The sequence below is a fragment of the Exiguobacterium sp. UBA5002 genome (assembly GCF_002396765.1).
Taxonomy (GTDB): Bacteria; Bacillota; Bacilli; order Exiguobacteriales; family Exiguobacteriaceae; genus Exiguobacterium_A.
On record NZ_DGYQ01000028.1, the window covers coordinates 39,272 to 50,749 of the forward strand.

13 protein-coding genes are annotated in these 11,478 nt (G+C 49.1%); all 13 read left to right on the forward strand.

What is annotated here, in order from left to right:
• Positions 1-83: 83 nt before the first annotated feature.
• Positions 84-560: a type II 3-dehydroquinate dehydratase gene (gene aroQ / locus B4C70_RS09050; protein WP_290778618.1), complete on the forward strand. Its 477-nt coding sequence runs from the start codon at positions 84-86 to the stop codon at positions 558-560.
• The gene (locus B4C70_RS09055; RefSeq protein WP_029341091.1) at positions 557-1,621 is read left to right on the forward strand and encodes a M24 family metallopeptidase; all 1,065 of its coding nucleotides are present in this window, start codon (positions 557-559) and stop codon (positions 1,619-1,621) included. The genes aroQ and B4C70_RS09055 overlap by 4 nt, the downstream gene beginning before the upstream one ends.
• Before the next feature lie 35 nt (positions 1,622-1,656).
• The gene (gene efp / locus B4C70_RS09060; RefSeq protein ID WP_023467577.1) at positions 1,657-2,223 is read left to right on the forward strand and encodes an elongation factor P; all 567 of its coding nucleotides are present in this window, start codon (positions 1,657-1,659) and stop codon (positions 2,221-2,223) included.
• A gap of 169 nt (positions 2,224-2,392) precedes the next feature.
• The gene (accB, locus tag B4C70_RS09065; RefSeq protein ID WP_290778621.1) at positions 2,393-2,842 is read left to right on the forward strand and encodes an acetyl-CoA carboxylase biotin carboxyl carrier protein; all 450 of its coding nucleotides are present in this window, start codon (positions 2,393-2,395) and stop codon (positions 2,840-2,842) included.
• A gap of 15 nt (positions 2,843-2,857) precedes the next feature.
• Positions 2,858-4,210 (forward strand): acetyl-CoA carboxylase biotin carboxylase subunit, encoded by a 1,353-nt coding sequence (accC, locus tag B4C70_RS09070; RefSeq protein WP_035409099.1) that lies wholly within the window; start codon positions 2,858-2,860, stop codon positions 4,208-4,210.
• Positions 4,211-4,330: 120 nt separating this feature from the next.
• Positions 4,331-4,735: a transcription antitermination factor NusB gene (nusB, locus tag B4C70_RS09075; RefSeq protein ID WP_023467580.1), complete on the forward strand. Its 405-nt coding sequence runs from the start codon at positions 4,331-4,333 to the stop codon at positions 4,733-4,735.
• 69 nt (positions 4,736-4,804) lie between these two features.
• Positions 4,805-5,638 (forward strand): bifunctional methylenetetrahydrofolate dehydrogenase/methenyltetrahydrofolate cyclohydrolase FolD, encoded by an 834-nt coding sequence (gene folD / locus B4C70_RS09080; RefSeq protein ID WP_290778624.1) that lies wholly within the window; start codon positions 4,805-4,807, stop codon positions 5,636-5,638.
• Positions 5,635-6,957 carry an exodeoxyribonuclease VII large subunit gene (xseA, locus tag B4C70_RS09085; protein WP_290778627.1) on the forward strand — a complete coding sequence of 441 codons (1,323 nt, stop codon included), beginning with the start codon at positions 5,635-5,637 and terminating at the stop codon, positions 6,955-6,957. Before folD ends, xseA begins: the two co-directional genes overlap by 4 nt.
• A 2-nt stretch (positions 6,958-6,959) precedes the next feature.
• Positions 6,960-7,181 (forward strand): exodeoxyribonuclease VII small subunit, encoded by a 222-nt coding sequence (gene xseB / locus B4C70_RS09090; RefSeq protein ID WP_023467583.1) that lies wholly within the window; start codon positions 6,960-6,962, stop codon positions 7,179-7,181.
• Positions 7,178-8,047, forward strand: a complete 870-nt coding sequence (locus B4C70_RS09095; RefSeq protein WP_064300285.1) for a polyprenyl synthetase family protein — start codon at positions 7,178-7,180, stop codon at positions 8,045-8,047. Before xseB ends, B4C70_RS09095 begins: the two co-directional genes overlap by 4 nt.
• A 117-nt stretch (positions 8,048-8,164) precedes the next feature.
• Positions 8,165-10,051, forward strand: a complete 1,887-nt coding sequence (gene dxs / locus B4C70_RS09100) for a 1-deoxy-D-xylulose-5-phosphate synthase (RefSeq protein WP_290778630.1) — start codon at positions 8,165-8,167, stop codon at positions 10,049-10,051.
• A gap of 6 nt (positions 10,052-10,057) precedes the next feature.
• Positions 10,058-10,864, forward strand: coding sequence for a TlyA family RNA methyltransferase (locus B4C70_RS09105; RefSeq protein ID WP_290778633.1), 807 nt, complete (start codon positions 10,058-10,060; stop codon positions 10,862-10,864).
• A gap of 154 nt (positions 10,865-11,018) precedes the next feature.
• The gene (ahrC, locus tag B4C70_RS09110) at positions 11,019-11,468 is read left to right on the forward strand and encodes a transcriptional regulator AhrC/ArgR (RefSeq protein WP_023467586.1); all 450 of its coding nucleotides are present in this window, start codon (positions 11,019-11,021) and stop codon (positions 11,466-11,468) included.
• Positions 11,469-11,478 lie beyond the last annotated feature (10 nt).

Below are 11,478 nucleotides of genomic sequence, written 5' to 3' on the forward strand. Positions count from 1 at the left end.
GTACTTGATTTACGCTAAAAAAACTATGTTCGACTCGTCAAAACGAGGTAATCTTTAGGAGTCGGAAATCGGGTTATGATACAATGAAAAGGAATTCTAGGAGGTGTTTTTTTTTGCGTGTCTTGATATTAAACGGACCAAACTTGAATTTACTCGGAACACGCGAACCGGATACATATGGAACGGCGACATTAGCCGACTTAGAACACGACCTTCGCGCTTATTTTCCGAACATTCAGTTTCGGTTTGAACAATCGAATCATGAAGGACGACTGATTGATGTTCTTCACGAGGAACGGGGAGCGGACGGCATCGTCTTCAATGCGGCTGCCTATACGCATACGAGTATCGCGTTACGTGACGCGATCGCTGCGATCGAAGCACCCGTCATCGAGGTCCATCTATCGAATGTCCATGCACGTGAATCCTTCCGTCATCATTCGATGATCGCATCCGTCTGTCAAGGCGTCATTGCTGGACTTGGCATGACGGGATATCGTCTGGCAACGGAAGCACTTCAAGCTTTACAACAATCGGAACAAGGGGGAAATCAATCATGAAACAACGGATCGAGGCGTTACAAGCAGCTTTAAAGGAACGGGACCTTCCAGGATTACTCGTCACGAAAGCAGAGAACATTCGTTACATTTCCGGCTTCACGGGTTCAAGTGGTGCATGTCTCGTAACAGAAGAGCAAGCGTACTTCGTGACGGATTTCCGTTACACGGAGCAAGCGGCAGACCAAGTTAAAGGAATGGAGATCGTCCAAATCGAACGGTCGATTCCAGAGACGATGGGCGAATTGATGGCAGGAGCGCGTGTTCGCGCGGTTGGTGTCGAAAAGGATGCGATGACACTCGGTGCTTTTGAAGCGTACGATCAAGCTTCGGCAATCGAGCTTGTTCCGACGACAGGAATCATTGAAAACCTACGCTTGATTAAGGATTCGTCAGAGATTAAGATGATTAAGGAAGCGGTGGAGCTCGCAGACGCGACCTTCCAACACATCTTGACGTATATTCAACCAGGACGAACAGAACTTGAAGTATCAAACGAACTAGAATTCTTCATGCGCAAGCATGGAGCGACGTCTTCTTCTTTCGATACGATCGTGGCGTCAGGCCATCGTTCTGCCTTGCCGCACGGTGTTGCTAGCTCGAAAGTCATTGCGACGGGTGAGCTCGTGACGCTTGATTTCGGAGCGCTCTTGAACGGTTATGTTTCAGATATCACACGGACTGTCGCAGTCGGTCCGATCAATGCCGAATTGCAGAAGATCTACGATACAGTCTTACAAGCGCAACTAGCGGGTGTCGATGGCTTAAAACCAGGTATCACTGGAATCGAAGCGGACGCGTTGACACGTGATATCATTAAAGAAGCAGGTTACGGTGAGTACTTCGGTCACTCGACGGGACACGGTATTGGTCTAGAAGTACATGAAGGACCTGGCTTGTCGTTCCGCTCTGAGACGAAACTTGAACCGGGCATGATCGTTACGGTCGAACCAGGTATCTACGTGCCGCAAGTTGGCGGATGCCGGATTGAAGATGACGTCTTGATTACGGAAACAGGTCGAGAAATTCTTTCGTCTTCACCAAAAGAACTGATCACTCTCTAATTCAGAGTGACGGGACATTTTAGGAGGAACCATTTATGGTATCAGTAAACGATTTAAAAACAGGATTAACGATTAAAACTTCAGACGGTATGATTTGGCAAGTACTTGAATTCCAACATGTTAAACCAGGTAAAGGGGCAGCTTTCGTTCGGACGAAAATGCGTAACATCCGTAACGGAAACATCCAAGAGATGACATTCCGTGGTGGTGAGCGTGTCGAGCGTGCACACATCGAGCGTAACAAGATGCAATACCTTTACCCAATGGGTGAGACTTATGTCTTCATGGACACAGAATCGTATGAGCAATTGGAATTGACGACGGCACAAGTCGAAGCAGCTCTTCCATACTTGCTTGAAAACATGGAAGTTCAAATCGCGGTTTACAACGGCGAAATCCTCGGTCTTGAATTACCGAACACAGTCGTCATGACGATCGTCGAAGCAGAGCCTGGCGTTAAGGGTGATACAGCTTCGAACGTCAAGAAAAACGCGACAGTGGAGACGGGTCACATCATTCAAGTACCACTCTTCATCGAAGCAGGCGAAAAAGTAACGGTTGATACACGTACAGGTGATTTCACAGGTCGTTACAACGGATAATATTGAAACGACAAGACGTCTCTCACCTTCTATCAGGTCGAGAGACGTCTTTTTTTCATCCAGCTTGACTTGCATCCAATGGTATGACCAGTTAATATAAGTATTTGAGTAGGCATTAGCACCTGGTATAATAATTGTGAATACAGCATAGATGGGGGAAGAATGACAGATGAAAATCGATCAGTTGAAACAAGTACTCGAAATGCTCGATCAGTCGAGTGTAAATGAACTCTCACTCGAGACGGATACGTATAAATTGAAGTTGAAGAAACAAGGAGAAACAGTGACGGTCTCGCACCAAGCACCTGCTGCTCCAGTAGCGGCTCCTGCTCCAGCGAAGCAAGCAGCGGCTCCAGTCGAGGAAGAGGCGACTGCCGATGATACGATCACGATCAATGCCTTGATGGTCGGAACGTTCTATTCGCGTCCGAATCCGGATAAACCGGCATACGTCAAAGTCGGTGATCAGATTGAAGTAGGTCAGATCGTTTGTGTCCTTGAAGCAATGAAGCTCTTCAATAACTTAAACTCGGAAGTATCTGGAACGATCGTCGAGATTCTTGTCGCCGATGGAGATCTCGTTGAATTTGGTCAACCACTCTTCCGGATCCGTCCGTAAACGGGGGTGAACAGCATGGAAAAATTATTGATTGCCAACCGTGGAGAAATCGCCGTCCGCATCATTCGAGCGGCAAAGGAACTTGGAATACAGACCGTTGCTGTCTACTCGACGGCAGATAAGGAAGCCTTACACGTTCGTTTAGCTGATGAGGCGTACTGCATCGGTGAGGCGAGTTCTGCTTCATCCTACTTAAACGTTACGAATATCCTCGCAATCGCAACGAACCGTCAAGTAACGATGATCCACCCGGGTTACGGTTTCCTAGCCGAGAACGTTGATTTTGCTGAGATGTGTGAAGCGTGCGGGATCAAGTTCGTTGGTCCGACGTCGGATGCGATCCGTCAGATGGGGATCAAGGACGTTGCGAAGAAGACGATGATCGAGTGTGGCGTGCCCGTCGTGCCTGGTTCAGATGGAACGGTCACGGACGAAGAAGCGGTCGCACTGGCGCAAGAAATTGGTTATCCGGTCATCATCAAAGCAACAGCCGGTGGTGGAGGTAAAGGGATTCGGGTCGCTCGTTCGGAAGAAGAGCTGATCAACGGGCTAAGTGAGACACGCCGTGAAGCAAAACAAGCTTTCGGAAACGGCGATGTCTATTTAGAACGCTTCATCGAAGAATTCCGCCATGTCGAGGTACAGGTCCTCGCTGACCGTCACGGGAATGTCATTCACCTTGGTGAACGGGATTGTACCGTCCAGCGCCGGATGCAGAAACTGATCGAGGAAGCGCCATCACCTGCGGTCAGTGAAGCGACACGATTGAAGATGGGCGAGGCTGCCGTAAAAGCCGCAAAAGCGATTCAGTATACAGGAGCAGGGACGATCGAATTCATCTTCGTCGAAGAGACGGAAGAATTCTTCTTCATGGAGATGAACACGCGCATTCAAGTCGAACACCCGGTAACGGAGATGATCACTGGATTCGACCTCGTTCAAGCACAACTGCAAGTGGCGCTTGATCATCCGCTTGCCGTCAAACAAAAAGATATCAAGTTCCACGGTCATTCGATCGAGTGCCGAATCAATGCCGAGGATCCAGACCATGATTTCCGTCCGTCTGCTGGACGCGTCACACAATACGTGACACCAGGCGGAATGGGTGTGCGTATCGATAGTGCGGTCTATCCAGGGTACATGATTCCACCATACTATGACTCGATGGTCGCGAAGTTGATCGTCCATGCGGAAACACGGGAAGAAGCATGTGCGAAGATGGAACGTGCACTGGCTGAATTTTGGATTGAAGGTGTCAAAACGACGATCCCGTTCCATGAACGTGTTCTTAGTCACCCGGTATTCCGACGTGGTACGTTCACGACGAAATTCGCAGAGCGTGAGCTAAAAGGTACGATCGTTAACTGAATCAGGACGGGAGTTTGTGCGACGAACTCCCGTCTTTTTTTGGCGTTCTCTATGTTTTTTAAAAGAGGAATGTGCTAAACTAACTGATTGAGAACGACAAAAAAAGGAGCACGCAAAATCATGATGAAACGACACATGGCACGCGAACTCGCAGTCCAATCTTTGTTCCAAATGGAGCTTTCGGATCTGACTGCACAAGAGGCCATTGAATTCGCGGTAGAAGGTAAGGAATATGACACATTCGTCGAGCAATTGGTGAATGGCGTCGAAACGAACAAAGCAACGATTGATCAGCACATTCGTGAAGCACTCGTTAACTGGTCATTCGAACGACTCGGAAACATTGAGCGGACGATTCTTCGCTTAGCCGTCTACGAATTATTGTTCGAAACGAACATTCCTGTTCGAGTGACGATCAACGAAGCGATTGAATTGACGAAAGCGTTCGCAGATGAAGAAGCGACGAAAATCGTCAACGGTGTTCTTGGTAAAGTCGCACAAGGCGTCGTCAAAGAAAATTCATAAACCTGTAAAACCGAATAGAGACAAACAGACAGAAGAGTGAATCGAACTTTTTGGGGGAGTGGACAAATCATGGCAGTAGTAATCGATGGAAAACAGGTAGCCCATTCATATCGTATGAAGCTGAAAGAAGAAGTCGCACGTCTGAAAGAACAGCGGATTCAACCGCAATTGACTGTCATCCTGATTGGCGAAGATCCTGCTAGTCAGTCTTATGTACGTGGTAAAGAAAAGGCGGCGAAGGAAATCGGCATGAATTCGGAGTTGATCCGACTTCCGGCAGAAACAACGGAATCAGAGCTTCTTCACTTGATCGAACGTCTGAATGTTGATGCGAGTGTCCATGGGATTCTCGTCCAATTGCCGTTGCCTGACCATATTGATGAGAGCAAAGTCATTTTTGCGATTTCTCCTGAAAAGGACGTCGATGGTTTTCATCCTGTCTCTGTCGGGAAAATGATGATTGGTGAACCGACATTTTTACCGTGTACGCCAAACGGCATTCTTCATCTCGTCAAAGAGATGAACGTACCGATTGCCGGTCAACACGTCGTTGTCGTCGGTCGTAGCCAAATCGTCGGTAAACCTGTTGGTATGTTGTTCTTGAATGAATCGGCTACCGTTTCCTATTGTCATTCAAAAACGAAAGACCTCGGTGCGATGACGCGTCAAGCGGATATCTTGATCGTCGCAGTCGGCGTACCGAAGCTGATTACTGCGGATATGGTGAAACCGGATGCTGTCGTCATTGATGTTGGTGTCAACCGTGTTGATGGCAAACTCGTCGGTGATGTCGAGTTTGATACGGTACAAGATGTTGCATCGATGATCACACCTGTTCCAGGTGGCGTTGGTCCGATGACGATCACGATGCTACTGCATAACACGATCGAGGCTGCGCGATGAGCGAACCTCTTCACGTTTCCGATTTAGTCCACTATGTCAAACGTGAACTAGAAGGCGACGCCCTTCTGCAACAAGTCCAGGTGGTGGGAGAAGTGTCGAACTTTAAACGACACTCTTCCGGTCACCTTTATTTTACGTTGAAGGATGAGCAATCACGGATGAAAGCCGTCATGTTTGCCCGGGATGCCAGTCGCGTCAAAGCAGACGTTCGCGATGGGATGCGTGTTGTCGTTACGGCACGCTTATCCGTTTACGTCTCTTCTGGAGAGATGCAACTCTATGTCGAACGGATGACGGAAGACGGTGTAGGAGCGCTGTATGAGGCGTTCTCACGCTTGAAGGTAGATTTAGAAGAGCGTGGCTGGTTTGATCCGGCAATCAAACAGCCGTTGCCAGCTTTTCCGGAACGCATCGGGATCATTACGTCGCCAAAAGGAGCAGCGCTTCATGATATCGCAACGACACTCCGGCGCCGTTATCCGCAAGCGGCCATCGTCTTCGCCCCGGTCCTTGTACAAGGAGCGGATGCGGCACCACAAATCAGCCGTGCCATTCAGCTGATGAATGAGCATGCTGCCTGTGATGTGTTGATCATTGGTCGTGGTGGTGGTTCGATCGAGGAGCTGTGGGCATTCAATGAGATGTCTGTCGTGACAGCCGTATTTGAATCACGCATTCCGATCGTCTCTGCTGTCGGTCACGAAACGGATTTTACAATCAGTGATTTCGTTGCCGACGTTCGTGCTGCTACACCAACGGCAGCGGCGGAACTCGTCACTCCGGAAGCAGAGGCACTATCTCGACGGGTGCAGGATGTGGAGCGTCGTTTAGAACGAACGTATGCACAACTCCTCAAAAGTAAGCAGGAGCAAGTGACACGGCTTGCTGCGAGCTACGGTCTGAAATCACCACGCGTCCTACTCGGACTGAAGCAGGAACAATTGGACCGAGCAGAGATGTCACTCCAAAAGGAGATCAAGCAAGTAGTAGCGCAACACCAGCAACAGGTGGAGCGTCTTGACACACGCTTAATGCGTGTGCCGATGCGGGATCGCTTCGCGCAACAACGGGCGACGATTGAACAATCACGACGTCGACTCGAAATCGTTCGTCGACTTTTACAATCGAAGCAACAACAGGTGCGTCATGTGCTCGCGCGACTCGACTCCGTCAGTCCGACGCATGTTCTGATGCGCGGCTATACGTATGTCGAACAGGATGGACAAATCGTCCGTTCCGCGAAGGAATTGACAGCGTCTTCGTTCGATATCCGATTCCATGATGGAACGATTCGTGCTAAACGAGAGGATGGGGAGTAAGAATGGAGACGGAACAATCTTTTGAAGAAGCACTGGAACGATTAGAAGAAATCGTCACGTTACTCGAAGAGGGCGAAGCTCCTCTTGAACAGGCGATGGCTCTATATGAAGAAGGCGTCAAACTGACGGCTCTTTGCCAAGGGAAGTTATCCGTTGCTGAGAAAAAACTCGATCAAATCCTGGAGCAAGATGGTACGCTCCGGGAAAAAGGAGGAGCGCAATGATTGCTTTGAATGAGTGGAAGACACAAGTCGAAAACAAAATGGAAGAGTTCATGGAGCGACTCGACGCACCGGATCGTTTACGCGATTCGATGCGGTATTCACTCGATGCGGGTGGGAAACGAATTCGCCCAGCCTTGATTTATGCGGTACTCGATGCTTTTTCCATCGATCGTTCAAAAGGTGACGCGACTGCTGCGGCACTTGAGATGATTCATACATACTCACTGATTCACGATGATCTTCCCGCAATGGACGATGATGATTTGCGTCGAGGGCGTCCGACGAATCATATCGCTTTTGATGAAGCGACAGCGATTTTAGCAGGAGATGCCTTGCTCACGAACGCCTTCAGCTGTCTTCTTGAGACACCAGCTTCGTCAGAAGTGAAGCTTGCACTTGTCGAACGGTTAGCAGCAGCGGCTGGTGCTACGGGTATGGTCGGTGGTCAGCTCGACGATATGCTCGGTGAGCGTGGCGGCATCAATGACGTAGCGGAGCTTGAGTCGATTCACCGTCGGAAAACAGGAGCACTCCTCGTCTTTGCAGTCGAAGCAGGTGGTTTGCTTGCCTCGGTCAGCTCGACGGATCTTGAGCACTTGAAGCAATACGGTCGCCATCTCGGAATCGCATTCCAAATCCAAGATGACATCTTGGACGTGACGGGAGATGCTGAAAAAATCGGCAAACCGGTTGGTAGCGACGAAGGGAACGAAAAAGCAACGTATCCAAAATTACTGGGTCTTGAAGGAGCGAAACGCGCACTGACAGCTCAGGTGGAAGCAGCGGAACAAGCGATTGATGCATTATCAGTCGAAGCGACGACACTTAAGGAACTGCTCGACTTCGTGGTCAAGCGCGACCATTAAGCAGGACGACGCATCTGCGTCGTCTTTTTCTATGCTGACAATGGCGCTCGATAGATTGTTCTAGTACAATGTAGGGTACAAACCCTATAAGATTGTAAGGAAAAGAGGCGGTAAGGTATGAAATTGACAGAAATACAGGATCCGTCATTTTTAAAGCGTATGTCGGTCTCCGAACTCGAAGTGCTCGCAGGCGATATTCGACGCTTTTTGATTGAAGAATTAGCGACGACAGGTGGACACTTGGCACCGAACCTCGGTGTCGTCGAGTTGACGCTTGCGTTGCATCGTGAATTCGACAGTCCGAATGACAAGTTCGTCTGGGATGTCGGGCACCAAGCATACGTGCATAAGATTTTGACAGGACGAGCGAGCCAGTTTGATACGCTCCGTCAGCACAAAGGACTCTGTGGGTTCCCGAAACGCAATGAGAGTGTGCATGACGTCTGGGAGACAGGACACAGCTCGACGTCCTTGTCAGCAGCAATGGGGATTGCTGTCTCGAATGAACTGAGCGGTAAGAGTGATCGTGCAGTCGCAATCATCGGTGATGGTGCGTTGACAGGTGGGATGGCACTCGAAGCATTGAATCATATTGGAGCAGAACAACAAAACGTCATCGTCATCTTGAACGATAACGAGATGTCGATTGCACCAAACGTTGGGGCGATGCATCAAATGCTTGGAAGAATTCGTTCGTCACGTAAAGTGCGTTTTGCCCAAGACGAGCTTGAAACGTTGATCAAAAAGATTCCGGTCATTGGCGGATGCCTTGAAAAAGGAAGCGAGAAGTTGAAGGAAGCCGTTAAAGGCGCACTTGTTCCTGGCATGTTCTTCGAAGAGCTCGGCTTCAACTATTACGGTCCGGTCGATGGGCACGATCTTGATGATTTGATCGAACAGCTCAATTACGTGAAAAAAGAAGAAGGTCCTGTCCTACTTCATGTCATCACGAAAAAAGGGAAAGGCTATCGTCCGGCAGAGTTCGATGGCGTCGGCACGTGGCATGGTCTTGGACCATATAAGATGGAGTCTGGCGAAGTCATCAAAGGGAAATCAAAAGCACCTAGTTACTCCTTTACGGTAGCGGATACTTTGACGAAGATGGCACGCGAGGATGAAAAGCTGACGTTGATCACGCCAGCAATGAGCGTTGGTTCAAAACTCGATTGTTTTGAAAAAGAATTCCCAGAGCGGATGTTTGACGTCGGGATTGCAGAACAACATGCTGTGACGTTCGCAGCTGGTCAAGCGACGCAAGGCATGAAACCTGTCGTATCGATCTACTCGACCTTCTTCCAACGTGCATACGATCAGCTCGTTCACGACGTGGCGCGTCAAAATCTAGATGTGACGTTTACGATTGACCGATCAGGTCTCGTTGGCGCAGATGGTGAAACACACCAAGGCGTTTTCGATATTGCCTTCATGCGTCACGTACCGAACATCCGGATCGTCATGGCGAAGGATGAGAACGAACTGCAACACTTGCTCTATTCGGCCGTCAAATATGAAGGACCAATCGCCGTTCGTTTCCCACGTGGAGAAGGTATCGGTGTACCAATGGACGAGACACTGCATGAAATTTCGCTTGATACATGGGAAGTCGAACGTGAAGGAACGGACGTCGCGATCCTTGCGTTTGGACCACAAGTACAAGATGCGCTCAAAATCGCGGATCTCCTAGCAGACGAACTGTCGGTTCGTGTCATCAATGCCCGGACGATCAAACCGCTTGATGAGAAGATGCTGAATGCCCTTTACGCAGAAGGCATTCCACTCGTGACGCTCGAAGAAGCCGTCTTAAAAGGTGGATTCGGATCAGCTGTCCTTGAGCATGCGAACGAGCAGGAAGCATTCCCACGCGTCAAACGCTTTGGTATTCCAGATTGGTATATCGAGCATGGCGGTGTGAACGAATTACTGGAAGAAATCGGATTATTACCTGGACAAATCGCAGAAGAAGTACGCGCTTTCGTCAATCAAGGAAAGAAACAGAGTGTGTGACGATTCATGGAAAATGTAAAAAAAATCCGCCTCGACGTTCTTCTCGTCGAGCGCGGTTTGTTTGAAACGCGTGAAAAAGCGAAGCGATCGATCATGGCTGGACTGGTCTTTAGTGGTACGGAACGATTAGAGAAGGCCGGTGAGAAGGTCAAATCGGACATCGATCTGCACGTCAAAGGTCAGTTGATGCCTTATGTCGGTCGTGGAGGCTTTAAGATGGAAAAGGCACTTCAAGTATTCGATTTCGATGTCACGGGTAAAACAGGTCTCGATATTGGATCGTCAACGGGTGGCTTTACCGACTGCTCCTTACAAAATGGAGCAGCACATATGTATGCGCTCGATGTCGGTTCCAATCAGCTGGACTGGAAGCTTCGCTCGGATGACCGTGTGACGGTGATGGAGAAAACGAACTTCCGGCATGCGACACCAAACATGTTCCCTGTTGCGCCGCAGTTTGCGACGATCGATGTCTCATTCATCTCGTTACGGTTGATGCTTCCGCCGCTGAAGACGATCCTCGTCGAAGGAGGAGATGTCATGGCGCTCGTCAAGCCGCAATTCGAAGCGGGGCGTGATGATATCGGTAAAAAAGGCATCGTGCGGGATGAACGGATTCATGTCCGTGTCCTCGAGGAGATGGTCGAATTTTTCATTCAACAAGGATTCTATGTGAAACAGCTCGACTATTCGCCGATTACTGGTGGAGAGGGGAACATCGAGTTCTTATTGCATGCGCGCCTTGGTCAACCAGGACTTGATCCATCTGTCCATGCAACGGAGACAGTCAAGCAAGCACATGCTAGTCTTTAAACGAACAGATGAAAACGAGGACGGATCCGGTTCATGGGTCCGTCTTCTTTGTTGTTCGGAGCGACGAAAACCGTATAATAAAATGGCAAACGTGGACTTTTAATGATTTATTGGATTACAATAGTAACATCGAAGAATACTGTGAGGTGCAGGGATGACAAAGGGGCAACGGTTGATTAAGATTCGGGAGATCATCACCCAGTCGGAAGTAGAAACCCAAGATGAATTGGTAGAGGAATTACGGAATGCAGGATATAAGGTGACACAGGCAACGGTATCACGAGATATCAAGGAACTTCACCTCGTTAAGGTCCCGTTGAATGATGGTCGTTATAAATACAGCTTACCTGCCGACCAACGCTTCAACCCACTCGGGAAATTGCGGCGTCTGCTCGGGGACAGCTTCATCTCGATTGATTCTGCTCAAAATCTGATTGTCATGCATGTCCTGCCGGGAAATGCGAATGCAGTCGCTGTCTTACTGGACCATTTGAGCTGGAACGAACTGCTTGGCACGGTGTGTGGGGACGATACGATCCTATTGATCGCACGAAGTGAGGAACAAGCGAAAGAAGTGACGGAACGAATTTTAGAAATGCTGTAAGGAGTTGACA

Bases quoted from the DNA above. Each gene is read 5' to 3' on its own strand.
- B4C70_RS09095 (WP_064300285.1), top strand. From the start codon at position 7,178: ATGATTGCTTTGAATGAGTGGAAGACACAAGTCGAAAACAAAATGGAA.
- ahrC (WP_023467586.1), top strand. From the start codon at position 11,019: ATGACAAAGGGGCAACGGTTGATTAAGATTCGGGAGATCATCACCCAG.
- xseA (WP_290778627.1), top strand. From the start codon at position 5,635: ATGAGCGAACCTCTTCACGTTTCCGATTTAGTCCACTATGTCAAACGT.
- dxs (WP_290778630.1), top strand. From the start codon at position 8,165: ATGAAATTGACAGAAATACAGGATCCGTCATTTTTAAAGCGTATGTCG.
- efp (WP_023467577.1), top strand. From the start codon at position 1,657: ATGGTATCAGTAAACGATTTAAAAACAGGATTAACGATTAAAACTTCA.
- xseB (WP_023467583.1), top strand. From the start codon at position 6,960: ATGGAGACGGAACAATCTTTTGAAGAAGCACTGGAACGATTAGAAGAA.
- nusB (WP_023467580.1), top strand. From the start codon at position 4,331: ATGATGAAACGACACATGGCACGCGAACTCGCAGTCCAATCTTTGTTC.
- folD (WP_290778624.1), top strand. From the start codon at position 4,805: ATGGCAGTAGTAATCGATGGAAAACAGGTAGCCCATTCATATCGTATG.
- aroQ (WP_290778618.1), top strand. From the start codon at position 84: ATGAAAAGGAATTCTAGGAGGTGTTTTTTTTTGCGTGTCTTGATATTA.
- B4C70_RS09055 (WP_029341091.1), top strand. From the start codon at position 557: ATGAAACAACGGATCGAGGCGTTACAAGCAGCTTTAAAGGAACGGGAC.
- accB (WP_290778621.1), top strand. From the start codon at position 2,393: ATGAAAATCGATCAGTTGAAACAAGTACTCGAAATGCTCGATCAGTCG.
- B4C70_RS09105 (WP_290778633.1), top strand. From the start codon at position 10,058: ATGGAAAATGTAAAAAAAATCCGCCTCGACGTTCTTCTCGTCGAGCGC.
- accC (WP_035409099.1), top strand. From the start codon at position 2,858: ATGGAAAAATTATTGATTGCCAACCGTGGAGAAATCGCCGTCCGCATC.